The sequence below is a fragment of the Castellaniella sp. genome (assembly GCF_034007085.1).
In the GTDB taxonomy this organism is placed as follows: domain Bacteria; phylum Pseudomonadota; class Gammaproteobacteria; order Burkholderiales; family Burkholderiaceae_B; genus Castellaniella.
The window spans coordinates 1-23,067 of the sequence record NZ_JAVERO010000027.1; the positions used below are offsets into that span (position 1 = coordinate 1).

General features: G+C 64.5%; 20 protein-coding genes and 1 tRNA gene. 9 read left to right on the forward strand and 12 right to left on the reverse strand.

The annotated features are described in order from the left end of the window. Positions 1 to 108 precede the first annotated feature (108 nt). From RBR29_RS04335 to RBR29_RS04380, 10 genes are all read right to left on the reverse strand, one after another. Complete coding sequence (locus RBR29_RS04335) at positions 109 to 888, reverse strand: ABC transporter permease (RefSeq protein WP_320347608.1); 780 nt, start codon at positions 886 to 888, stop codon at positions 109 to 111. Between the two features lie 44 nt (positions 889 to 932). Beyond that, a complete protein-coding gene (locus RBR29_RS04340; protein WP_320347611.1) occupies positions 933 to 2,141 on the reverse strand; it encodes an ABC transporter substrate-binding protein in 1,209 nt (402 codons plus the stop codon). Then, positions 2,138 to 2,980: an ABC transporter ATP-binding protein gene (locus tag RBR29_RS04345; RefSeq protein ID WP_320347614.1), complete on the reverse strand. Its 843-nt coding sequence runs from the start codon at positions 2,978 to 2,980 to the stop codon at positions 2,138 to 2,140. The genes RBR29_RS04340 and RBR29_RS04345 overlap by 4 nt, the downstream gene beginning before the upstream one ends. A 3-nt stretch (positions 2,981 to 2,983) precedes the next feature. Next, on the reverse strand, positions 2,984 to 4,084 hold the full coding sequence (locus RBR29_RS04350) for an acyl-CoA dehydrogenase family protein (RefSeq protein ID WP_320347616.1): 1,101 nt from the start codon (positions 4,082 to 4,084) through the stop codon (positions 2,984 to 2,986). A gap of 14 nt (positions 4,085 to 4,098) precedes the next feature. Further along, the gene (locus RBR29_RS04355; RefSeq protein ID WP_320347618.1) at positions 4,099 to 4,641 is read right to left on the reverse strand and encodes a carboxymuconolactone decarboxylase family protein; all 543 of its coding nucleotides are present in this window, start codon (positions 4,639 to 4,641) and stop codon (positions 4,099 to 4,101) included. An 87-nt stretch (positions 4,642 to 4,728) separates the two neighbouring features. Next, on the reverse strand, positions 4,729 to 6,666 hold the full coding sequence (locus RBR29_RS04360; protein WP_320347620.1) for an ATP-binding cassette domain-containing protein: 1,938 nt from the start codon (positions 6,664 to 6,666) through the stop codon (positions 4,729 to 4,731). After that, positions 6,663 to 7,559 (reverse strand): 50S ribosomal protein L3 N(5)-glutamine methyltransferase, encoded by an 897-nt coding sequence (gene prmB, locus RBR29_RS04365; protein WP_320347622.1) that lies wholly within the window; start codon positions 7,557 to 7,559, stop codon positions 6,663 to 6,665. Before prmB ends, RBR29_RS04360 begins: the two co-directional genes overlap by 4 nt. A 58-nt stretch (positions 7,560 to 7,617) precedes the next feature. Further along, complete coding sequence (dapE, locus tag RBR29_RS04370) at positions 7,618 to 8,751, reverse strand: succinyl-diaminopimelate desuccinylase (RefSeq protein ID WP_320347624.1); 1,134 nt, start codon at positions 8,749 to 8,751, stop codon at positions 7,618 to 7,620. Positions 8,752 to 8,782: 31 nt separating this feature from the next. Then, positions 8,783 to 9,604: a 2,3,4,5-tetrahydropyridine-2,6-dicarboxylate N-succinyltransferase gene (dapD, locus tag RBR29_RS04375; RefSeq protein WP_320347626.1), complete on the reverse strand. Its 822-nt coding sequence runs from the start codon at positions 9,602 to 9,604 to the stop codon at positions 8,783 to 8,785. 59 nt (positions 9,605 to 9,663) lie between these two features. Further along, positions 9,664 to 9,748 (reverse strand) — tRNA-Leu (locus RBR29_RS04380). 112 nt (positions 9,749 to 9,860) lie between these two features. Here RBR29_RS04380 and tig point away from each other — a divergent pair. The 4 genes from tig (at position 9,861) to lon (ending at position 15,801) form a co-directional block, all read left to right on the forward strand. Next, positions 9,861 to 11,171, forward strand: coding sequence for a trigger factor (gene tig, locus RBR29_RS04385; protein ID WP_320347628.1), 1,311 nt, complete (start codon positions 9,861 to 9,863; stop codon positions 11,169 to 11,171). 1 nt (position 11,172) lies between these two features. Beyond that, positions 11,173 to 11,832, forward strand: coding sequence for an ATP-dependent Clp endopeptidase proteolytic subunit ClpP (gene clpP / locus RBR29_RS04390; protein WP_320347629.1), 660 nt, complete (start codon positions 11,173 to 11,175; stop codon positions 11,830 to 11,832). Between the two features lie 10 nt (positions 11,833 to 11,842). Next, a complete protein-coding gene (clpX, locus tag RBR29_RS04395; protein WP_320347631.1) occupies positions 11,843 to 13,135 on the forward strand; it encodes an ATP-dependent Clp protease ATP-binding subunit ClpX in 1,293 nt (430 codons plus the stop codon). A 206-nt stretch (positions 13,136 to 13,341) separates the two neighbouring features. Further along, on the forward strand, positions 13,342 to 15,801 hold the full coding sequence (gene lon, locus RBR29_RS04400) for an endopeptidase La (protein ID WP_320347633.1): 2,460 nt from the start codon (positions 13,342 to 13,344) through the stop codon (positions 15,799 to 15,801). A 118-nt stretch (positions 15,802 to 15,919) separates the two neighbouring features. Here lon and lexA read toward each other — a convergent pair whose 3' ends face one another. Beyond that, positions 15,920 to 16,624: a transcriptional repressor LexA gene (gene lexA, locus RBR29_RS04405; RefSeq protein WP_320347635.1), complete on the reverse strand. Its 705-nt coding sequence runs from the start codon at positions 16,622 to 16,624 to the stop codon at positions 15,920 to 15,922. A 147-nt stretch (positions 16,625 to 16,771) separates the two neighbouring features. Further along, entirely contained in the window at positions 16,772 to 17,977 is a 1,206-nt protein-coding gene (locus RBR29_RS04410; RefSeq protein ID WP_320347637.1) for an amino acid aminotransferase, read from the reverse strand. Positions 17,978 to 18,170: 193 nt separating this feature from the next. On the opposite strand from RBR29_RS04410, the gene uvrB reads away from it, so the two are divergent. The 5 genes from uvrB to RBR29_RS04435 all read left to right on the forward strand — a co-directional run. Then, the gene (gene uvrB / locus RBR29_RS04415; RefSeq protein WP_320347645.1) at positions 18,171 to 20,201 is read left to right on the forward strand and encodes an excinuclease ABC subunit UvrB; all 2,031 of its coding nucleotides are present in this window, start codon (positions 18,171 to 18,173) and stop codon (positions 20,199 to 20,201) included. Between the two features lie 178 nt (positions 20,202 to 20,379). Then, on the forward strand, positions 20,380 to 20,871 hold the full coding sequence (locus tag RBR29_RS04420; protein WP_320347647.1) for a low molecular weight protein-tyrosine-phosphatase: 492 nt from the start codon (positions 20,380 to 20,382) through the stop codon (positions 20,869 to 20,871). 224 nt (positions 20,872 to 21,095) lie between these two features. Next, positions 21,096 to 21,617, forward strand: coding sequence for a Fe-S cluster assembly transcriptional regulator IscR (gene iscR, locus RBR29_RS04425; RefSeq protein ID WP_320347639.1), 522 nt, complete (start codon positions 21,096 to 21,098; stop codon positions 21,615 to 21,617). 21 nt (positions 21,618 to 21,638) lie between these two features. After that, complete coding sequence (locus RBR29_RS04430; protein ID WP_320347641.1) at positions 21,639 to 22,853, forward strand: IscS subfamily cysteine desulfurase; 1,215 nt, start codon at positions 21,639 to 21,641, stop codon at positions 22,851 to 22,853. Beyond that, the coding region (locus tag RBR29_RS04435) for an iron-sulfur cluster assembly scaffold protein (protein ID WP_320347643.1) at positions 22,850 to 23,067 on the forward strand (218 nt) is incomplete at its 3' end. The genes RBR29_RS04430 and RBR29_RS04435, both read left to right, overlap by 4 nt.

The following is a 23,067-nucleotide window of genomic DNA, read 5'->3' on the forward strand; positions in this document are numbered from 1 at the left end:
GCGGCAGCGGCGCCGATGCCCAGGCGCGCATCGAATTCCGCGATGCCGGCACCAAGACCCTGGCCCTGGGGGTGGCAAAACTGGAAGTCCTGGACTGATCCGGACGTCCTAGACTGATTTCCGGTTCCAGCGCCGGTGCAGCCGCTGCGCGGTCGCATCCAGCAGAAAGCCCAGCGCGCCGATCAGCACGATCACGGCCATCAGTTCGGAATAGGCCAGGCGGTCACGGGTGTCCAGGATGAAATAGCCCAGGCCCGAACTGACGCCCAGCATTTCGCAGGGCACCAGGATGATCCAGACGATGCCGATGGCCAGGCGCAGCCCGGTCAGCATGTGGCCCAGCGATCCGGGGATCACGATCTTCCAGAGGATTTCCCGGCGGGTGGCGCTCAGGCTGCGTGCCAGCATCAGCCAGCGCGGATCCAGCTGACGCACGCCCGCGCTGGTGTTCAGGATGATGGGCCAGACGGCGGCGAAGCTGAGCAGAAAATAGATGGGCGCATCGCCGATGCCGAACAGCATCACGGCGACCGGCATCCAGGACAGGGGCGAGACCATGCGCAGGAACTGAAAGGCGCCGCTGGTGGCCAGTTCCAGTTTCTGCGAAGCCCCGATCGCCAGCCCCAGGGGGATGCCGACTGCCAGCGCCCAGAACAGGCCCACGGCCACGCGCCGTAGACTGACCAGGGTGTGCGCTGTCAACTGGTTGTCCAGGACCAGGTGGGCCAGGCTGGGCAGGGCCTTGAGCGGCGAGAACAGGCCGGCCATGGCCGTTTGCGCACCGAGCATGCCGATGCCGGCCGCCCAGAGCAGCAACAGCACCAGCAGTCCGCCCAGGCTCAGGGTCAGGCGTTTGTGGGCGGGCAGTGGCGAGCGGCGTGTTTTCATGATCGGAAATGTTCGTGCGGCGGGTCCGGGCGGAATCTGGGCGCTCAGGCGACGGAAAAGGTTTCCGTGCGCGTGTAGCCGGCGATGCCGAAGGCGGCCGGCCCGCCCTGGGCCTCGATGGCTTTGCGTACATAGCGTTCGTCCACCAGGTCGCGGGCGACTTCAGCGGGATCCAGGTCCTTCAGGAAGGCGTTCTCGCCCAGTACGTAGGTGGTTTTCAGCAGCTCCACCAGTTTTTCCGTGTAGCTGGGAAAGGGGTAGGGCTGGAAGTCGATGCGCTGTTCCTGCCAGTCCGGGTGGCGGATCGCGCCGCTGCGGGCGTATTCCGCATCCCGTTCGGGCGAAGGCAGCAGCACCCGCGCCAGGGTTGCATGATCGTGCGGCGTGTAATCGGCGGGATTGCCGCGTTCCAGGATCTGCACGGTTTCCTCGCGGTGGCCGCGCGTCCAGGCCTGGGCCTGGACGATGGCGTCGACGACTTTCTGCGACCATTCCGGGCGTTCCTGCAGGTCGCGCTCGTGCATGGTGACCACGCAGCAGGCATGATTGCGCCAGACATCGCCGGTAAAGCGCCAGACCTTGCCGACGCCCAGTTCTTCGGCCTTGGCGTTGAACGGTTCGGCCACGATATAGCCGGAAATCCGTTTCGTCCCCAGCGCGGGCAGCATGTCGCCGGGCGACATGACCACCAGCTTGACCTGTTGCTTCGTGGGTTCGCCGTCGCTGATGCATTCCAGCCCAGCTTCGCGCAGCAGGGCTTGCAGGACGATGTTGTGCACCGAATACCAGAAGGGGATGGCGACCGTGGTGCCACCCAGGTCGGCCAGGCGGGCGATGTCGGGCTGCACGGTCAGGCAGGAGCCTTCCATGTGATTCCAGGCCACCACCTTGGCTGGGGACTTGCTGCCGTAGCGCGACCAGATGGTCATGGGCATGAGCAGGTGGACCACGTTCACCTGGCCGCTCAAAAAGGCTTCGACGATCTGTGACCAGCTGCGAAAGCGCCGTGGTTTTTCCACCTGCAGTCCGCGCTGCTCGAACAGGCCGTTGTGGTGGGCCACCAGCAGTGGCGTGGCATCGGTGATCGGCAGATAGCCGATGCGCACCGGCGCATCCGGCTCGGCGGCGCGAGCCGCACGGCCCGCCTGCAACAACGGCAAGGCGCCAGCCATCGTGAACAGCGAGGACAATTTCAGGAACTGCCGGCGACCGGACTGGGCGCCGCAGCAGGAATCGATGCGTTTCAGGGTCATGGGGTGGCGTATTGTTGCGGAGAGCGGGCAGCGCGCAGGGCGTGCAGGATTTCGACGCGCAGATCGGTCAGGCGAGGATCGGTTTCGTCGCGGGGGTGGGCGCGGTCGGGCCGCCATTGGCCGATCAGGCGGCCAGGCTGGCTGCCCAGCAGCAGAATGCGGTCGGCCAGCAGCAGGGCCTCGTCGATGTCGTGGGTCACCAGGATTGCGGCGGCATGGTGGCGCGCACAGACTTCCAGCAGCAGGGTCTGCATTTCGCTGCGGGTGACTTCATCCAGCGCACTGAACGGTTCATCCAACAGCAGAATGTCGGGCGCCCGCGCCAGGCTGCGGGCCAGCGCAGTGCGCTGGGCCATGCCGCCCGACAATTCATCCGGGTAGCGTGTCCGGGCGTGCGTCAGGCCGACCTCGGCGATCGCCTGTTGTACGCGCTGCTGGCGCAAAGCGCCGTCCAGCCGGGGCTGGTGGCGGAAATCCAGGCCGAAGGCGACGTTTTCTTCCAGCGTCAACCAGGGCAGCAGGCAGGGATCCTGGAATACGAAGCCGACATCGGGGGCCGGGCCGGCGAGCACCTTGCCCCGCAGGTAGACCTGGCCGCTCAGCGGTTGTTGCAGGCCGGCCAGCACCCGCAGCAGCGAGGACTTGCCTACGCCACTGGGCCCCAGCAGGGCAACGATTTCGCCGGCCTGCAGTGCCAGGGAAAAATCCTGCAGGATGCGATGCGGGCCGGTCCCGGGTCGTGTGTAGCCCAGCGCCACGTCGGCAGCGCTGAGCACGCCGGCCTCTGAGGCGACAGGCTCGATGACGGGCGGCTCGGGTAATGCGGTGGCCAGAGACATGGCTCAGGCTGCCTGTCGTTCAAGCGCATGGATTTCCTTGCGCAGATGTTTCAGGGCCGGTGTGACGATGGCAACGAACAGGGCCTCGCGCAGGCGGCGTTGGGCGGGATGGCTCATCAGGTAGCCGGCGGCGCCCGCATGCAGGGCGGCCGATTGCGTGGCCCGCAGGCTGAGTTCGGATGCGCGGGCGCGGGCGCGCAGAACGTCCAGGGGCAGCGCGTTGCGGTCCTGGCGGGCCAGGCGCACGGTTTCCGCCTGCAGGGCCAGCAGATCTCGTTCCAGGGTTCCATCCTGGTCGTCCAGGAAGGTATTGACGTGGCTCAGGCGTTGGTTGGTCGCACGGATGGTTTCCAGGCTGGCCTGCACCAGACCCAGCCCCATGCCGATCTGCATCAACAGGAAGCCAGGTTTGATGCGCTCGATGTAGCCTTCGAAGGCTGCGGGCCCGGCCAGCACGTCCTGCGCGGGCACCCAGGCGTTCTTCAGGTGCACGCCGTAGGTGCCGGTGCCTTCCATCCCGGCGAAGGCCGGGCAGGGGCGCAGCGTCAGCGCGTCCGACCCTGGCGGGATGGCGAACATGATGTAGCCGCCGTCATCCACGGATGCCGCGGCGATGAGCAGGTGCTCCGGCCCCAGATTCGAGACCCAGGGCAGGGCGCCGTTGACGCGGTAGCCCGCCGCGTCGCGCTGGGCGCGCAGATTGATGCGTTCGATGCCGGCCAGATGCTTGACGCAGTTGGACATGCCGGTGCCGGCCAGGATTTTTCCCTGGGCAATCGGTGCCAGGAAGTGCGCGCGTGCGGCGGCATTGTCTGTTTGCTGGAAATACCAGGCGCAAGCCGATTGGCACCAGGCCAGAAAGGCGGTAGAGCCGCAGACGCGCCCGATGCGGGCGATGAGATCGATCTGGGCGGCAAGATCCAGTCCCAGGCCACCGGATTCGGTGGGCAGCGCGGCGCCGAAGCCGCTCAGGCGGCCCAGCGCGCGCATGAAGTCGCCCGGGTAACGGCCCTGGTCGATGGCTTCTGCCTGTGGGGCCAGGGTTTCCTGGATCAGGGCGTTGATGCTTTCGCCGTGCGCAGCGGGCAGCAGGTCGGTGGACATGCGGGCCTCCTGGATCAGGCGTAGGCCTGCAGTTCCGGATTGATGGGGGTGCGGGCCAGGTTGTTGGCGTAGTTGCACAGCGTGGCCAGGCTCACGCCCAGCACCACGTCCAGCGCCTGGGCATCACCATAGCCGGCCGCGCGCAGCGCAGCCAGGGCTGCGTCGGGCACCTGGCCGCGATGTTCCAGGACCTGCAGGGTGAATTGCGCCAGTGCGTTCAGCTTCGGGTCGCTCAGGGCCTGGGTGCTGCGCAGGGCTTCGACCAGTTCCTGGGGCAGTTGCAGCTTCTTGTAGGCCAGCTTGGTGTGGCCCGCCACGCAGAAGCCGCAGCCGTTGTAGGTGGCCGCCGTGATCTGCACGACTTCGCGTTCGGTGGGAGTGAGGCTGTTGCGGCCGTTGATGGCGCCGACGACTTGGTAGGTTTCCAGGGCGGTGGGCGCATTGGCCAGGACGCCCAGCAGATTGGGCAGGAAACCATTGGCCTGGGCAGCGGCGCGCAGACGGTCCTGGGCATCGGCCGGGGCGGATTCGATGGATTGGATGGGGAGACGGCTCATGAGGCGAATTTTCTGAATGGGGCTTGATAAGACTTGCCCATTCTAAGGATCGCCATCCTCATGTCGAACGAATATAAGAGTATTAAATTATTCAGCCTTGGAATATGACGTCTTCAGTGCTTCGAGTTCGGTCTGGATTTCCAGCCAGTCTTCCTCGTGGCCCTGCAGGGCCTTGCTCAGTTCGCCATGTTCGGCCATCAGGCCGGGACGGACATCCTTGTGGGCGTCGGTGTAGAAATCCGGGTCGGCCATCAGCGCATCCAGTTCCGTCAGCCGGTTCTGGATCTGGGCCATGGCATCCTCGACCCGTTGCAGGCGGGTTTCCAGCGGTTTTCGCAGGGCGGCCAGTTCCTGGCGGGCCAGGGCTTGTTCGCGGCGCTGCGCCTTGCGGTCCTGGCTCGGGGCCGGCGCCGTTGCGCGCGCGACCTGGTTACGTTGGGCCTGGCGCTGCTGCAGCCAGTCGCGGTAGTCCTCCAGGTCGCCGTCGAAAGGCTGGACCTGCCCGTCGGCGACGATCCAGAAACTGTCCACAGTCGTGCGCAGCAGATGCCGGTCGTGGGACACCAGCAGCACACTGCCGGGGAATTCGGCCAGCGCCCGCGCCAGGGCCTCGCGGGTATCCACGTCCAGATGGTTGCTGGGCTCGTCGAGCAGCAGCAAGTTGGGCTTGCGCCAGACGATCAAGGCCAGGGCCAGGCGGGCCTTTTCGCCACCGGAAAAGGGCGCCACCGGCTGGTTGACCATGTCGCCGCCAAAACCGAAACCGCCCAGCATGTTGCGCAGTTCCTGTTCGCGGGTGTCGGGCGCGATGCGTACAAAATGCTGCAGCGGGCTCAGGTCCGGGTCCAGCATGTCCAGCTGCTGCTGGGCGAAATAGCCGATTTCCAGGCCCTTGGCCGGGCGGTAGGTGCCCGCCAGGGGCGCCAGTTCACGGGCCAGTGTCTTGACCAGGGTGCTCTTGCCGGCGCCATTGACGCCCAGGATACCGATGCGGCTGCCGCCGCGCACCATCAGGTCCACGTCTTCCAGGACGGTGCGCGCCGTGCCGTTGCTGCCTGTCGGGTAGCCGAGGACGGCGTTTTCCAGCGTCAGCAGCACGTCGGGCGTCTGCGCGGGTTCGGGCAGGCGGATGTCGATGCCCGATTCCACGGCCAGCGGCACCAGGGTCTGCATGCGCGCCAGGGCCTTGACCCGGCTTTGCGCCTGCTTGGCCTTGGTGGCCTTGGCCTTGAAACGGTCGATGAAGGACTGCAGATGGGCTGTTTCTCGTGCCTGGCGCTGGATCGCCAGGCGGTTCTGGCGCAGGCGTTCGGCGCGCTGTTCCAGGAAAGATTCGTAGCCGCCCTTGTAGCGCACCAGCGACTGCTGCTCGAAATGCAGGATCACGCGCGCCACGGCATCCAGGAATTCAGTGTCGTGGGAAATCAGCAGCACCGTGCCTGGATAGCCCGCCAGCCAGCGTTCCAGCCACAGCATGGCGTCCAGGTCCAGGTGGTTGGTGGGTTCGTCGAGCAGCAGCAGGTCCGATGGCGCCATCAGCGCGCGCGCCAGGGCAATGCGCATCTGCCAGCCACCGGAAAAACTGGCGACCGGCCGGGTCCATTCGTCCGGGGCGAACCCCAGGCCCGCCAGTAGTTGCTCGGCGCGCGAGGGCGCGCTCCAGGCCTCGGCTTCGACCAGCGCGGCTTCCAGTTCGGCGATCGCCTGGCCCTGATCCGGGGGCAGGGCAGCGCGCCGCGCCTGCAGATCGCGCAGGTGGTGGTCACCGTCGATGACGAATTCACGTGCCGGACGGTCGGTGTCGTGCAGGATCTGCTCGACGCTGGCCAGTCGCCAGGATGCCGGCATGTCCAGTGTGCCGGCATCCGGATCGATCTGGCCTTGCAACAGCGAGAACAACGAGGACTTGCCGGCGCCGTTCTTGCCGACGATGCCGACGCGCTCGCCGGGGTGGACGACGAATTCGGCGTTTTCCAGCAGGACCTTGACGCCACGCCGCAGGGTCAGGCCGGTGGCGCGGATCACGAGACGAGCTGCGCGCGGCGCAGCAGCAGGATCTGGTCGGTGGTGGCGGCCGTATCCAGCCAGATGGGCTCCAGTCCGGGGAATGCGGCCTCGAAATGCGCCCGCTCGTGGCCGATCTCCAGCACCAGCAGGCCCTCGGGCGCCATCAGACGGGGCGCATCGGCCAGGATGCGGCGCACCAGGTCCATGCCGTCGGCCCCGCCCGCCAGTGCCAGTCGGGGCTCGTGCCGGTATTCGGGGGGCAGCGTCTGCATCGACTGTTCGTTGACATAGGGCGGATTGCAGACGATCAGATCGTAGCAGCGGTCTGCAGGCACCTGGGACAGCAGATCGCTGCGCAATGGCCGGACCCGGCCATCCAGGCCATGCAGTTCAATATTCGCTTGCGTGACTGCCAGGGCATCGGCGGATACGTCCACCGCATCCACCGTGGCGTTGCCGAAGGCGTGGGCCGCCAGGATCGCCAGGCAGCCCGAGCCGGTGCACAGGTCCAGTATCTGGCCGACCGCGTCCGGATCGTCGATCCAGGGCGCCAGGCCTTCGGCCAGCAATTCGGCAATGGGCGAACGCGGCACGATCACACGTTCGTCCACCAGGAATCGTTCGCCCTGCAGCCAGGCCTCGCCCGTCAGGTAGGCAGCGGGCTTGCGCGTGTTGATGCGTTCCTGGATCAGATTGACGCAGCGCTGCCGTTCGCGTTCCAGCAGGCGTGCATCCAGAAATGGGTCGAGCGTGTCGGGCGGCAGGTGCAGGCCGTGCAGCAGCAGATAGGCGGCCTCATCCCAGGCATTGTCGCTGCCGTGGCCGAAGACCAGCCCGGCAGCGTGGAAGCGGCTGATGGCCCAGCGCAGCAAATCGCGCAGCGTCAGAAGTTCGGTGTGGGGAGAGGACATGGCATGCGTGAAGACGGGTTGATCGCAACCGGCGCGGGTGCGGCCGGTTGTCAAAGAGTCAGGCCAGCAGCGTTTCCAGCGTGCGGCGGTAGATGTTTTTCAGCGGCGCGAGGCTGTCCAGGGGGATGCGTTCGCCCGTCTGGTGGATCGTCTGGTTCAAGGGGCCGAATTCGACGACCTGCGGGCAGATGCGGGCGATGAAGCGTCCATCGGATGTACCGCCCGTCGTGGACAGTGCTGCCTGGAGGCCGGTTTCCTGGGCGATCGCAGCCTGCAGGGCGCTGCACAACGTGCCCTGAGGGGTCAGGAAGGGCAGACCGCCGATCGTCCAGGCAATCTCGTAGTCCAGGCCGTGGCGGTCCAGCAGGGCGGTTGTTCGGGCCTGCAGCTCTTCGGGCGTGCTGGCGGTCGAAAAGCGGAAATTGCAGTCGATCGTCGCCGTGCCGGGGATGACATTGCCTGCACCGGTGCCGGCATGCAGGTTCGAGACCTGGAAGGTCGTGGGCGGAAAATATTCGTTGCCTTCGTCCCAGCAGGTCGCCGTCAGTTCGGCCAGGGCGGGGGCCAGTTCGTGGATCGGGTTGCGGGCCAGATGCGGGTAGGCCACGTGCCCCTGGACGCCACGCACCGTGATCCGGGCCGACATCGATCCCCGGCGGCCGTTCTTGATCGTATCGCCCAGCGCCTGGACCGAGGTCGGTTCGCCGACGATGCAGTAATCGGGGTGTTCGTTGCGCGCGTCAAGAACACGGCAGACATGGACCGTGCCGTCGGTGGCGGGGCCTTCTTCGTCGGACGTCAGGAGCAGCGCGATCGAACCCGGATGGTCAGGATGGGCCGCGATGAATTCCTCGGCTGCGACGATGAAGGCGGCGATCGAAGTCTTCATGTCGGCGGCGCCTCGGCCCACCAGCATGCCGCCGGTCTCTGTGGGGACGAAGGGCGGGCTGGGCCAATCGGCCTCGGGTCCGGTGGGGACGACGTCCGTATGGCCCGCGAACACCAGCAGCGGGGCGGTGGTGCCGCGCCGCGCCCAGAGATTGCTCACCGGACCGCTGGGCAGTGATTCGCAGGTGAAGCCCAGGGGCCGCAGACGCTGGGCGATCAAGGCCTGGCAGCCGGCATCGTCGGGAGTGACAGAGGGGCGGGCGATCAGAGTCGCGGCCAGGGTGCGGACATCGGCATCTGCCATGTTGCATGGTTCCTTGGAGGTGAGGCGGACACTAGGCCCGCAGCAGGTCGTTGATGCTGGTCTTGGCGCGGGTTTTGGCGTCCACTCGCTTGACGATCACCGCGCAGGCCAGGCTGTGGCTGCCGTCGGCGGCGGGCAGTGATCCCGGAACCACCACGGACCCTGCCGGTACCCGGCCGTAGTGGATTGCGCCGGTCTCGCGGTCGTAGATGCGCGTGCTTTGGGAAATGAAAACCCCCATGGCCAGGACCGAGTTTTCTTCGATGATGACGCCTTCGACGATTTCGGAGCGTGCGCCGATGAAGCAATTGTCTTCGATGATGGTGGGACCGGCCTGCAGGGGTTCCAGCACCCCGCCGATGCCGACCCCGCCCGACAGGTGGACGTGGCGGCCGATCTGCGCGCACGACCCGACCGTTGCCCAGGTATCCACCATCGTGCCTTCGCCCACATGGGCGCCGATGTTGACGTAAGAGGGCATCAGCACGGCATCGGGCGCAATGTAGGCGCCGCGCCGTACCGTGGCCGTGGGTACCACGCGAAAGCCGCCTTGCTGGAAATCTGCAGGGGAATAATCCTGGAATTTCAGCGGCACCTTGTCGTAGTACAGTTGGGGAGCCTGGCCCATGACGCAGTTGTCGGCCAAGCGGAAAGACAGCAGCACGGCCTTTTTGATCCACTGATGGACCTGCCATTGGCCGTCGATCTTTTCCGCGACGCGCAGCGTGCCCGTGTCCAGCCCCTCGATCACTTGGTCGACGGCCTGGCGCAAGGCGTCCGGCGCCTGGGCGGGATTCAGGGATGCGCGGTCTTCCCAGGCGGTTTCGATGGTGTCCTGAAGCGATGAATGCATGGTCGTCCGGTGTGGCATGTGGTGGCAGGGGGCCGGGCGACGACGCGCGCGATGCGCCGTGGTGCGAACGGAGAGACTTGAACTCTCATGCCTTGCGGCGCCAGAACCTAAATCTGGTGCGTCTACCAATTCCGCCACGTTCGCCAGGCAAGCCGATCATTATAACGTGATTCGGTGCGGCTTCCTGGTCGCCTACGGGCCGCCTCAGTTTCCGCTAAAATAACGCGTTTATTGTCCATCATTCAATAGGTTCCGAATGCAGCCCGTGGTTGAAAAATTGTCCGGCCTGGAGCGCCGCGTTGATCTGACCGTTTCGGTCGCCGACATCGAAAAAGAAGTCCAGGCCCAGCTCAAGCGCGTCGCCAGGACGGCCAAGGTGCAGGGGTTTCGTCCCGGCAAGGCCCCCCTGTCCGTCATCGAGCGCAGCCACGGTCCGTCGGTCCGCTATGACGTGATCAACACCCAGATCGGCAAGTCCCTGGACAAGGTCATCGAGGACGCGAAACTGCGCGTGGCCGGCACCCCCAGCCTGGAACCCAAGGTCGATGGCGTCGAGGACGGCGTGATGGCGTTTTCCGCGACCTTCGAGGTCTATCCCGAAATCCAGCTGCCGGACCTGTCGTCTCTCAAGGTCACCCGCAATACGGTGCAGGTGGGCGATGCCGAAGTGCAAAAGACCATTGACATCCTGCGCCGCCAGCGCACGATCTTCAAGCCGGCGGCCGACCGCGCTGCCCAGAGCGGCGATCGCGTCACCCTGGACTTTGCCGGCACCATCGACGGCGTGGCCTTCGAAGGGGGCACCGCCCAGGACTTCCCCTTCGTGCTGGGCCAGGGTCGCATGCTGCCCGAATTCGAGACTGCCGCCACTGGCCTGAAGGCCGGCGAAACCAAGACTTTCCCGCTGAACTTCCCCGAGGACTACGGCAGCCCCGCCGTGGCCGGCAAGCAGGCTGAATTCACCCTCACCATCAAGGAAGTCGCCGAGCCCGAATTGCCAGAAGTCGATGCCGACTTTGCCCGCGCCCTGGGTCAGGCCGAAGGCGATGTCGATGCCTTGCTTGCCGATGTGCGCGCCAATGTCGAACGCGAAGCCCAGGCCCGTGCCAAGAACCGCACCAAGGCCAGCGTCATGGACGCCCTGGCCGGCGCCTGCGATTTCGATCTGCCCAAGGCCCTGATCGACGGCGAAGTCGCCAATCGCATCGCCGCCGCGCGCGAAGAACTGAAACAGCGCGGCCTGCCCAATGCCGACAGCATTCCCATTCCGGAAGACACCTTCCGCCCGGAAGCCGAACGCCGGGTGCGCCTGGGCCTGCTGGTTGGCGAACTGATCAAATCCGCCGACCTCAAGGCCAAGCCGGAACAGGTCCGTGCCCGCATCGAGGAATTCGCCAAGAGCTACGAACAACCCGCCCAGGTTGTGGCCTATTATCTTTCTGATCGCCAGCGCCGCGCCGAAATCGAATCGCTGGTCCTGGAAGACAACCTCGTCGAACACGTCCTGGCGGCGGCCCAGGTCACCGACGAGGCCGTTGATTTCGACACTTTGATGGGTGCCCGCTGACATGAACCGGTTCACCGATTTCTACGCTTCGCTGCATGGTGGGGACGCGGTCGTTCCCACCGGGCTGGGCTACGTGCCCATCGTGATCGAGCAGTCCGGTCGCGGCGAGCGTTCCTACGACATCTACTCGCGCCTGCTGCGCGAGCGGGTGATCTTTTTCGTGGGGCCGGTCAATGACCAGTCGGCCAATCTGGTCGTGGCACAGCTGCTGTTCCTGGAATCGGAAAATCCCGACAAGGACATCTCGCTGTACATCAATTCTCCGGGGGGATCGGTCTATGCCGGCATGGCGATTTTTGACACCATGCAGTTCGTGAAACCCGAAGTCTCCACCCTGTGCACCGGCCTGGCCGCCAGCATGGGGGCGTTCCTGCTGGCCGCCGGGGCCAAAGGCAAGCGTTATGCGCTGCCCAATTCGCGCATCATGATCCACCAGCCTTCGGGCGGCGCCCAGGGCCAGGCTTCGGACATCCAGATCCAGGCCAAGGAAATCCTCAGTCTGCGCGAACGCCTGAACGGCATCCTGGCCGAACGCACCGGCCAGGATATCGAGCGCATCGCCGTGGACACCGAGCGCGACAATTTCATGTCCGCAGACGACGCGCGGGAATACGGACTGATCGACAAGGTCCTGGTTTCGCGCACCGACGAAGCCGAGTGATTGGATAGCCATGACCGAAAAAAAGGGTTCCCGCGAGGACAAGACGCTGCATTGTTCCTTCTGCAACAAAAGCCAGCATGAAGTCCACAAGCTGATCGCCGGGCCATCCGTCTTCATTTGCGATGAATGCATCAGCCTGTGCAACGACATCATCCGCGAAGAATCTCAGGATGCGGCGCGGGCCTCCGTACGCAAGGAACTGCCCACGCCGCAGGAAATCAAGTCCTTCCTGGACGGCTATGTCATCGGCCAGGAAACGCCCAAGCGCAACCTGGCGGTGGCGGTCTACAACCACTACAAGCGCATCCGCTACCAGGATGCCAAGGACGGTGACGTCGAACTGTCCAAGAGCAACATTCTGCTGATCGGGCCGACGGGATCGGGCAAGACGCTGCTGGCCCAGACCCTGGCGCGCATGCTGGACGTGCCTTTCGTGATGGCGGATGCCACCACCCTGACGGAAGCCGGCTATGTGGGCGAGGACGTCGAAAACATCATCCAGAAACTGCTGCAGAACTGCAACTACGAGGTCGAAAAGGCCCAGCGGGCCATTGTCTATATCGACGAAATCGACAAGATCTCGCGCAAATCGGACAACCCCTCCATCACCCGCGACGTTTCCGGCGAGGGCGTGCAGCAGGCCCTGCTGAAACTCATCGAAGGCACGGTGGCCTCGGTGCCGCCGCAAGGCGGCCGCAAGCACCCGAACCAGGATTTCGTCCAGGTTGACACCACCAACATCCTGTTCATCGTGGGGGGCGCCTTCGATGGCCTGGAAAAAATCATCCGCGACCGCAGCGAACGGTCCGGCATTGGCTTTTCCGCCACAGTGCGTGCACGCTCCGAGCGCGGTGTGGGCGAATTGTTCGCGGAAGTCGAACCCGAAGACCTGATCAAGTTCGGCCTGATCCCCGAATTGGTCGGCCGCCTGCCAGTGGTCGCCACGCTGGAAGAACTGACCGAAGAAACGCTGGTGCGCATCCTGACCGAGCCGCGCAACGCCGTGGTCAAGCAGTTCCAGAAACTGTTCGAAATGGAAGACGTCGAACTGGAAGTAACGCCCGAAGCCCTGACGGCCATCGCCCGTCGGGCCATCAAGCGCCGGACTGGCGCCCGGGGCCTGCGCTCCATCATGGAACAGGCGTTGCTGGGTACGATGTACGAACTGCCCTCGCGCCAGGACATCAACCGCGTGATCCTGGAAAAGGACGCTGTCGAGGGCCTGAGCACGCCGACCTTGGTCAAGGGGTCCCGTCCCGAACGTCAGACCGAGGAAAAGTCCCTCCGATCGGCCGCTGCCTGACCTCGGCGCGGGGGGGCATTCCCGTTTCGCGCAACCGGAATGGCGCAGCCCCAGTGGCGTCGATTCCCCCGTATACTGCTGGCAGAATGTGCACTTCTGCCCTTGAAAAGCAGCTGTATGGCACCATATGCGTCAGCAGGCACTATGCAAAAAAGGAAGCCCGTGCTTCCTTTTTCTTTCAGCTTCAATAGTTTGAGGAATCAACCATGTCTGCTAGCCAGATTCTGACTCAGGAACCAGTGGAATTGCCGCTGCTGCCGCTGCGCGATGTCGTGGTCTTTCCCCACATGGTCATTCCCCTGTTCGTGGGGCGGCCGCGTTCCATCAAGGCGCTTGAACTGGCCATGGAGGCCGGCAGCAGCGTGATGCTGGTGGCGCAGAAATCCGCAGGCAAGGACGAACCCACGCCCGATGATCTGTACGAGATTGGCTGCGCAGCCAGTATTCTTCAGATGCTCAAGCTGCCCGATGGCACCGTCAAGGTGCTGGTCGAAGGCCTGCAGCGCGCCCGGATCCACGCTGTCACCGATGCTGAATCGCATTTTTCGGCGCGTGTTTCCAGCATCGACGAAGATCAGTCCGAGCAGGCCGAGGCCGAGGCCCTGCGCCGTGCCGTCGTGGCCCAGTTCGAACAATACGTCAAGCTGAACAAGAAAATCCCCCAGGAAATCCTCACCTCACTGTCGGGGATCGAGGACGCGGGCCGCCTGGCTGATACCATTGCGGCCCATCTGCCCCTGAAAATCGAACAGAAACAGTCCTTGCTGGACATGTCCGGTACCGTGCCCCGCCTGGAAGCCCTGCTGGCTCAGCTGGAATCGGAAATCGAGATCCTGCAGGTCGAAAAGCGCATTCGCGGCCGCGTCAAGAAGCAGATGGAAAAGAGCCAGCGCGACTACTACCTGAACGAACAGGTCAAGGCCATCCAGAAAGAACTGGGCGAGGGCGAGGAAGGTGCCGACATCGAGGAACTCGAACGCCGCATCGCGGCCGCGCATCTGCCCAAGGAAGCCCGCAAGAAGGCCGATGCCGAACTCAAGAAGCTCAAGCTGATGTCGCCCATGTCGGCCGAGGCCACGGTGGTGCGCAACTACATCGATACGCTGGTGGGGCTGCCGTGGCGCAAGAAAAGCCGCGTCAACAATGCCCTGAAGAACGCTCAGGAGGTTCTGGACGCGGATCACTACGGCCTGGAAAAGGTCAAGGAACGCATCGTGGAATACCTGGCGGTGCAGCAGCGTGTCGACAAGCTCAAGGCGCCGATCCTGTGCCTGGTCGGCCCCCCGGGCGTGGGCAAGACGTCGCTGGGCCAGTCCGTGGCTCGCGCGACCAACCGCAAATTCGTGCGCATGGCGCTGGGCGGCGTGCGCGACGAGGCCGAGATCCGTGGCCACCGGCGCACCTACATCGGTTCCATGCCAGGGAAGATCCTGCAGAACATGGCCAAGGTCGGTGTGCGCAATCCCTTGTTCCTGCTCGACGAGATCGACAAGCTGGGTGCGGATTTCCGTGGCGACCCGTCCTCGGCCCTGCTGGAAGTGCTCGACCCGGAACAGAACCACACGTTCCAGGACCATTACATCGAGGTCGATTTCGACCTGTCGGATGTGATGTTCGTGGCCACCAGCAATACGCTGAACATTCCTCCGGCCCTGCTGGACCGGATGGAAGTCATCCGCCTGTCGGGCTATACCGAAGACGAAAAGGTGCATATCGCTTTTGATCACCTGCTGCCCAAGCTGATGAAAAACAATGGCGTCAAGGAAGGCGAGCTCAGCATTTCCGAGGCTGCCGTCCGCGACATCGTGCGCTACTACACGCGCGAGGCCGGGGTGCGCGCGCTGGAACGCGAGATCTCCAAGATCTGCCGCAAGGCCGTCAAGCGGCTGCTGAGCGAAAGCGATGCAAAATCGGTGAAAAAGACCAATGATCAGGCCGCGATCGCGGTGGATTCCGCCAACCTGAGCGATTTCCTGGGGGTGCGCCGTTTCAATTTTGGCGTGGCCGAAAAGGAAGACAAGGTTGGCCAGGTCACCGGGCTGGCCTGGACCGAAGTCGGCGGCGATCTGCTCACCATCGAGGCGGCCGACATGCCGGGCAAGGGCGTGGTCCTGCGCACGGGGTCACTGGGCGATGTGATGAAGGAATCGGTTGAGGCCGCCCGCACGGTGGTGCGTGCCCGTGCGCGCAAGTGGGGCATTGCCGACCAGGCGTTCGAAAAGCGTGATCTGCACATCCACTTCCCGGAAGGCGCGACGCCCAAGGACGGTCCTTCGGCCGGGGCCGCCATCACCACGGCCATGGTGTCGGCGCTGACGGGCATTCCGGTGCGCGCCGATGTCGCCATGACGGGTGAAATCACCCTGCGGGGCGAAGTCCTTGAAATTGGCGGCCTGAAGGAAAAACTGCTGGCGGCCCATCGTGGCGGCATCAAGACCGTGATGATCCCCGAAGAAAACGTCAAGGATCTGGCCGAAATCCCGGACAATGTGAAAAATCACCTGGAGATCATCCCGGTGCGCTGGATCGATCGGGTGCTGGAAGTCGCGCTGCAGCGCATGCCTGTGCCATTGTCGGACGAAGAAGTCGCCCGGCTGGCAGCCGAGGCCGTGGCCACCGCCAAACCGGCGGAAGCCGGCAGTGGCGGCGGGGTGATCAAGCACTGATCCTGTCCCTGGCGGATGCGGCAAGGGCTCCCTGGACGGGAGCCCTTGCCGTTTCTGATTCCGGCGCGTGCGTGATGCGAATGTTGGCGAGCTATTCGGGAAGAAGGGCGCCGTCGCATCAGTGCAGCGCGGTGGTGCGGATCAGGCCGACCGCGATGCCCTCGATGGCGAAGTCGTCGCCGGGGCCCACGTCGATGGGCTGGAAGTCGGGGTTTTCAGGCAGCAGGCGGATGCGGCGACCCTGATGGTCCAGGCGTTTGACGGTGACGTCGTCGCCCAACCGAGCGACGACGATCTGGCCATGGCGGGCCTGGGGCGTGCTGCGTACGGCGAGCAGGTCGCCGTCCAGGATGCCCGCATCGCGCATGCTGCTGCCGCGCACGCGCAGCAGGTAGTCGGGCGCGGATTCGAACAGGTGCGGTGCCAGGGGGATTTCGCGTTCGACGTGTTCGGCCGCCAGTACCGGGCTGCCGGCTGCGACGCGGCCCACCAGCGGCACCAGGCGGCTGTCGGATGGTGCGATCCAGGTGGGGGCGCCGGGCAGCATGGTTGCCACGGGCTGGCCCGTGCGTGTGGCCGCGCCGTCCGTGGCCGCGCTGGCCTGTGCCTGATCCGTGAGTTGGATGCCGCGCGAGGTGGCCGCCGACAGGCGGATGTAGCCCTTGCGTTCCAGGGCGCGGAGATGGTCTTCGGCGGCGTTGGCCGAACGAAAGCCCAGCTGGCGGGCGATTTCGGCCCGGGTGGGCGGCCGCCCCGTTTGCTGGATGGCCTGCCGGATGAGATCCAGGATCTGGGATTGTCGGGCGGTGAGTTTCAGGGCCATGGTGTCGAAGCTGGATTGCGCTACTGGATGAAAACACAGCCCGTATTGTGACGGAAGGGCGCGTACGGCGCAAGCGGTGCGGGCAGCCAGCCCGAAACGACGACGGGGCCTCGCAGGAGGCCCCGTCGGGTGCAGTGCAAACGTGGATCAGTTCTTGATCACATCGGCCACCGCGCGGGCGACGTAGTCGATGTTGCCGCTGTTCAGGGCCGCCACGCAGATGCGTCCGCTGCCCACGGCGTAGATGCCGTAGTCTTCGCGCAGGCGTTCGACCTGGGCTTTGGTCAGGCCGGAATACGAAAACATGCCGCGTTGGGCCTTGACGAAGCTGAAATCCTGTTCGACGCCATGGGCCGGGATTTTTTCGACCAGCTGGTGGCGCATGGTGCGGATGCGGTCACGCATGCCGGCCAGTTCGTCGGCCCACATCGCGTACAGTTCGGGCGTGTTCAGCACGGTCGAGACCAGCGCGCCGCCGTGGGTCGGCGGGTTGGAATAGTTGGTGCGGATGACGCGCTTGAGCTGGCTGAGCACGCGGGTGCTTTCCTCGTCGCCATCGGTCACCAGCGTCAGGGCGCCGACCCGTTCACCGTACAGCGAGAAGGACTTGGAGAACGAGGAACTGATGAACATGGTCACGCCCAGGTCCGCGAACAGGCGCACCACGGCGGCGTCTTCCTCGATGCCGGCGCCAAAGCCCTGGTAGGCGATGTCCAGGAAGGGCACCAGTTGGCCGGCCTGCAGCGTGCGGGCGATTTCCTGCCATTGATCCAGGGTGGGATCCACCCCCGTGGGGTTGTGGCAGCAGGCGTGCAGCACCACGATGGTGCCGGCGGGCAGGGCACGCAGCGAGGCCAGCATGCCATCGAAGTCCAGGCCATGCGTGGCGGCATCGTAGTAGTCATAGCTGACGACCGGGAAACCGGCGGCGGAAAACAGCGCCTGGTGGTTGGCCCAGCTGGGATTGCTGATGGCAACCTGGCTGTTGGGCAGGATCTGTTTCAGGAAATCGGCACCGATTTTCAGTGCGCCGGTACCGCCCAGGGTCTGGACCGTCAGCGAGCGGTGCTCGGCGATCAGCGGCGAGCCGGCGCCCAGCAGCAGCGTGCGGGCCCCGTCGTTGTAGCCCGGGATGCCATCGATCGGCAGATAGTTGCGGGGTTCGGCTTTTTCGAACAGCCGGGCTTCGGCCTGGCGGACGGCCTTCAGCAGGGGAATGCGGCCTGCGTCGTCGTAATAGACGCCGACGCCGAGATTGACCTTGGTGGACCGGGTATCGGCCTTGAATTGTTCGTTCAGACCCAGGATGGGGTCGCGCGGAGCGAGTTCGACAGATGCGAAAATGGAGGACATGGTTACCGGGAGGACGGGGAGAAAAGAGTCTTGGTCATGTGGGCCAACAGTGTGATAATAAGGGGTTTACCCGAACAGTGTCCAGTTGAATCCCATGCCCAGTCAGGTCCGGCGTCAGGCCAGAACTTCGACCAGAACCCAGTCTGGCAGCCAGGCGGTCGGGGGGGCGGAACAAGCCCCGCCGCCCGCACCTTTGGCTGCATCCGGGTCTGGGCCGGGTTTCGTGGCGTATCCGGACAGCCCGTTTCAGCTTTTCCAGCCTTATCCTCCGGCCGGGGATCAGCCGGCCGCCATCGCTGCGCTGGAAGAGGGCGTGCGCGATGGTCTCATGTGCCAGACTTTGCTGGGGGTGACGGGGTCGGGCAAGACCTACACCATGGCCAACCTGATCGCCCGCACGGGCCGGCCGGCCATCGTGCTGGCGCCCAACAAGACCCTGGCCGCCCAGCTTTATGCGGAAATGCGCGAATTCTTCCCCCGCAATGCGGTGGAATATTTCGTGTCCTACTACGATTATTACCAGCCCGAAGCCTATGTGCCGGCGCGCGACCTGTTCATCGAAAAGGACTCGTCCATCAACGAGCACATCGAACAGATGCGCCTGTCGGCCACCAAGAGTCTGCTGGAACGCCCCGATACCATCATCGTGGGTACGGTGTCCTGCATCTACGGCATTGGCAATCCCGGCGATTATCATGCGATGGTCCTGACGCTGCGCGCGGGCGACCGGATCGGCCGCCAGGAAATCCTGGCGCGCCTGGTGTCGATGCAGTACGAACGCAATGACATGGATTTTTCCCGGGGGACGTTCCGGGCGCGGGGCGAAGTCATCGACGTCTTTCCGGCCGAACACGCCGAACATGCGCTGCGCATCACCCTGTTCGATGACGAAATCGAATCCCTGGATCTGTTCGACCCCCTGACGGGCAAGCCCGTCCAGAGCCTGGTGCGTTTCACGATCTTTCCCAGTTCGCACTATGTGACGCCGCGCGAGACCGTGCTGCGCGCCATCGAGACCATCAAGGAAGAACTGCGCGATCGCCTGGCCGAACTCACTGCGGCGGGCAAGCTCGTCGAGGCCCAGCGGCTGGAACAGCGCACGCGTTTCGATCTGGAAATGCTGCAGGAACTGGGTTTTTGCAAGGGGATCGAGAATTATTCCCGGCATTTGTCCGGTGCCCTGCCGGGCGAACCGCCGCCGACTCTGATCGATTATCTGCCGGCCAACGCCTTGATGTTCATCGACGAAAGCCATGTCACGATCGGCCAGCTGGGCGGCATGTACCGGGGTGACCGGTCGCGCAAGGAAACCTTGGTGCAGTTCGGATTCAGGCTCCCTTCCGCGTTGGACAACCGCCCGCTGCGTCTCGAGGAATTCGAGGCGCGCATGCCGCAGTGCGTGTTCGTATCTGCCACGCCAGGCCCCTACGAGGCCCAGCATGCGGATCAAGTGGTGGAACAGCTCGTGCGCCCGACCGGCCTGGTGGACCCGGAAGTCGAACTGCGTCCGGCAGCCACCCAGGTCGATGATCTGCTGGGCGAAGCCAAGCTGCGCATCGCGCGCCACGAGCGCGTGCTGGTGACCACGCTGACCAAGCGCATGGCCGAGGATCTGACCGAATATCTGGGTGAAAACGGCCTCAAGGTTCGCTACCTGCATTCCGACATCGACACGGTCGAGCGGGTCGAAATCATCCGCGACCTCAGATTGGGGACTTTCGACGTGCTGGTCGGGATCAATCTGCTGCGCGAAGGCCTGGACATCCCGGAGGTCTCCCTGGTAGCGATCCTGGATGCCGACAAGGAAGGTTTCCTGCGCTCGGAGCGCAGCCTGATCCAGACCATTGGCCGGGCGGCGCGCAACCTGAACGGCCGTGCGATCCTGTATGCCGACCAGGTGACCGATTCCATGCGCCGGGCCATGGACGAGACGGCCCGCCGCCGGGAAAAGCAACAGGCCTTCAACACCCGGCACGGGATCACGGCCCGGGGCGTCAGCAAGGCAGTGCGTGACTTGATCGATGGCGTGGCCGTGCCGGCGGCGCCGGTGCCGGTGGCAACCGAATACGACGAGACCGCCTTGCGCGACGAGAAATCCCTGGCGCGAGAGATCCGCCGCCTGGAACAGCGCATGAACGAGCACGCCCGCAACCTGGAATTCGAGCAGGCCGCCTTGGCGCGCGACGCCTTGCGCGCCCTCAAGGCCCGGGCCCTGCTGGAATGACCAGGGATTGGAGCGGTTGTTTGTTGCGCTTTGGCCGCAGCGCCCGGGGTTTGCCGCAGCGGGCGCAACGGGGCCTGTTGCGGGGCAGCTTCGGAAGTACTTCAAGCATCAGGGGTTTTTTTAGGTTTTCCACAGAAAATGCTTGCCAATTTCGGGGTTTTCCCGCACACTTTCTCCTATCATGCATAAGGTACTTTTTGTCTGCACGGGCAATATTTGCCGCTCTCCCACCGCCCAGGGCGTGTTCCAGCATCTCGTCGACCAGGAAGGACTGTCGGACGCGATCGCTGTCGATTCCGCTGCGACGCATCATTTTCACGTGGGCGAGGCCCCGGACGCCCGCGCCCAGGCGGCTGCGCGCAAGCGTGGCTACGACCTGTCGTCCCTGGTGGCTCGGCAGATCCGCGCCGATGACTTCCGCGATGCCGACCTGATCCTGGCCATGGACTGGGAAAACCTGTCCGCATTGCAACAGCAGTGTCCCAAGATCTATCAGCACAAACTCATGCTGCTGATGCGTTTTTCCAACGAATACGAAGAAGCCACCGTCCCCGACCCTTATTATGGCGGGCCCGAAGGTTTCAACAAAGTCCTGGACTACATCGAGGACTCCTGTCAGGGTGTGCTCGAACTGGTCCGCAAGCGCGCGCTGCAATACCAGGCCGCCTGAAGAAAATTTCCTCGCTGCATCCAAAGGGCGCCTTCGGGCGCCCTTTGCGTCATGGGGCAGGGGTGCCGTGGTCTGCGGGCAGGCTGTGCAATGGGCCAAGCCCGGGCTGAGGGAATTTTTCACCCAAATCCGAGCATTCCAGTCGGATAAAGGGGTACACTTGACTTAAATGGTCGGGTATTCGCCATGCCCGGTTCTTTCCCGCAGCCACAGAGGATTTCACCATGCGTTTGACGACCAAGGGACGGTTCGCCGTCACGGCAATGATCGATCTGGCCTTGCGCCATCACAGTGGGCCGGTGACGCTGGCTGCCATCAGCGCGCGCCAGAATATTTCCCTGTCTTATCTGGAACAGCTGTTCGGCAAGCTGCGGCGGCACGAATTGGTCGACAGCGTGCGCGGCCCGGGGGGTGGTTATACCCTGGCGCGCCATGCGCGTGACATTTCCGTGGCGGATATGATCTTCGCCGTTGACGAGCCGATGGATGCCACCAGTTGCGGGGGCAGGGAAAACTGCAACATTGGCCGCAATGGCCGTACGGGCAAATGCATGACGCATGATCTGTGGGCAACGTTGAGTCGTAAAATGTTGGATTATCTGGACTCGGTCTCGCTGCAGGATCTGGTGGACCAGGAACGGCTGCGCGAATGGCAGGAATCCGGCCATATCCAGAACGGCCGTCCGGCGATCCCGATCAGGCCCGTGGCGGCCGATGCGCCAGACCATACGGCCGTGTCGGCCTGATTGACCGGAGCTTCAATTTCAATGTCACAGGATTCGTCCCCGATCTATCTGGACTATTCCGCCACGACCCCCGTCGACGAGCGCGTGCTCCAGGCCATGCTGCCTTGGCTGAGCGAACGCTTTGGCAACCCCGCCTCGCGCAGCCATGCCTGGGGCTGGGATGCCGAAGAAGCCGTGGAGCGGGCCCGGGGGCAGGTGGCGGCGCTGATTCATGCCGATCCCCGGGAAATCATCTGGACCTCGGGCGCCACTGAATCCGACAACCTGGCGATCAAGGGGGCGGCGCATTGCCATGCCGCCCGGGGGCGGCACATCGTGACGGTCCGGACCGAACACAAGGCGGTGCTGGATCCCTGCCTGGAACTCGAACGCCAGGGGTTCGAACTGACCTGGCTGGATGTGGATTCCAATGGCCTGCTCAGCCCCGATGCCCTGGCAGCTGTCCTGCGCCCTGACACGATCCTGGTGTCGGTGATGCTGGTGAACAATGAGATCGGGGTGATCCAGGACATCGCCGCATTGGCGGCGCTGTGCCGTGATCGCGGGATCCTGTTCCATACCGATGCCGCCCAGGCCACGGGCAAGCTGCCGATCGATGTCCAGGCGCTGGGGGTGGACCTGCTGTCCATGTCGGCGCACAAGACCTACGGCCCGAAGGGCGTCGGCGCGTTGTACGTGCGCCGCAAGCCGCGTGTGCGCATCGAGGCCCAGATCCACGGCGGCGGCCATGAGCGCGGTTTGCGTTCGGGCACGCTGCCCACCCACCAGATCGTCGGCATGGGCGAAGCCTTTGCGCTGGCTGGCGAACTGATGGATGCCGAAATCCCTCGCATCCGGGCCTTGCGCGACCGTTTGTGGGATGGTTTGCGCGATTTGCCGGACGTCTATCTCAATGGCGATCTGGACCGGGGCGTGGCGCATACCCTGAATCTCAGCGTGGCTCATGTCGAAGGCGAAGCCCTGCTGATGGCCGTGCCGGAACTGGCCGTGTCCTCGGGTTCGGCCTGCACCTCGGCCAGCCTGGAACCGTCCCACGTGTTGCGCGCCCTGGGGCGCAGCAACATCCTGGCGCACAGTTCGCTGCGCCTGACCCTGGGGCGCTACACGACGCAGGACGAGGTGGATCGCGCCGTGCGCCTGCTGCGCGCCCAGATCGGGCGGCTGCGCGAACTGTCGCCGTTGTGGGAAATGCGCCAGCAAGGCACCCTGGGCGCCTGGGCGGAGCAATGCCGATGACGGGGCCATCGTATGGACCGCAGGTCCTGGATCACTACCTGCATCCGCGCAATGTCGGGTCCTTCGATGTGGATGACCCCCAGGTCGGTACGGGGCTGGTGGGTTCGCCGCAGCTGGGTCAGATCTTGAAACTGCAGATCCGCCTGGATGGCGCTACCATAGAATCAGCCTGCTTCCGGGCATTCGGTAGTGGCGAGGCCATTGCGGCGGGCTC

Coding starts and splice junctions, on each gene's coding strand:
- RBR29_RS04335 (WP_320347608.1), bottom strand. CDS start 888: ATGAAAACACGCCGCTCGCCACTGCCCGCCCACAAACGCCTGACCCTG.
- RBR29_RS04340 (WP_320347611.1), bottom strand. CDS start 2,141: ATGACCCTGAAACGCATCGATTCCTGCTGCGGCGCCCAGTCCGGTCGC.
- RBR29_RS04345 (WP_320347614.1), bottom strand. CDS start 2,980: ATGTCTCTGGCCACCGCATTACCCGAGCCGCCCGTCATCGAGCCTGTC.
- RBR29_RS04350 (WP_320347616.1), bottom strand. CDS start 4,084: ATGTCCACCGACCTGCTGCCCGCTGCGCACGGCGAAAGCATCAACGCC.
- RBR29_RS04355 (WP_320347618.1), bottom strand. CDS start 4,641: ATGAGCCGTCTCCCCATCCAATCCATCGAATCCGCCCCGGCCGATGCC.
- prmB (WP_320347622.1), bottom strand. CDS start 7,559: ATGTCCTCTCCCCACACCGAACTTCTGACGCTGCGCGATTTGCTGCGC.
- dapE (WP_320347624.1), bottom strand. CDS start 8,751: ATGGCAGATGCCGATGTCCGCACCCTGGCCGCGACTCTGATCGCCCGC.
- dapD (WP_320347626.1), bottom strand. CDS start 9,604: ATGCATTCATCGCTTCAGGACACCATCGAAACCGCCTGGGAAGACCGC.
- tig (WP_320347628.1), top strand. CDS start 9,861: ATGCAGCCCGTGGTTGAAAAATTGTCCGGCCTGGAGCGCCGCGTTGAT.
- clpP (WP_320347629.1), top strand. CDS start 11,173: ATGAACCGGTTCACCGATTTCTACGCTTCGCTGCATGGTGGGGACGCG.
- clpX (WP_320347631.1), top strand. CDS start 11,843: ATGACCGAAAAAAAGGGTTCCCGCGAGGACAAGACGCTGCATTGTTCC.
- lon (WP_320347633.1), top strand. CDS start 13,342: ATGTCTGCTAGCCAGATTCTGACTCAGGAACCAGTGGAATTGCCGCTG.
- lexA (WP_320347635.1), bottom strand. CDS start 16,624: ATGGCCCTGAAACTCACCGCCCGACAATCCCAGATCCTGGATCTCATC.
- RBR29_RS04410 (WP_320347637.1), bottom strand. CDS start 17,977: ATGTCCTCCATTTTCGCATCTGTCGAACTCGCTCCGCGCGACCCCATC.
- iscR (WP_320347639.1), top strand. CDS start 21,096: ATGCGTTTGACGACCAAGGGACGGTTCGCCGTCACGGCAATGATCGAT.
- RBR29_RS04430 (WP_320347641.1), top strand. CDS start 21,639: ATGTCACAGGATTCGTCCCCGATCTATCTGGACTATTCCGCCACGACC.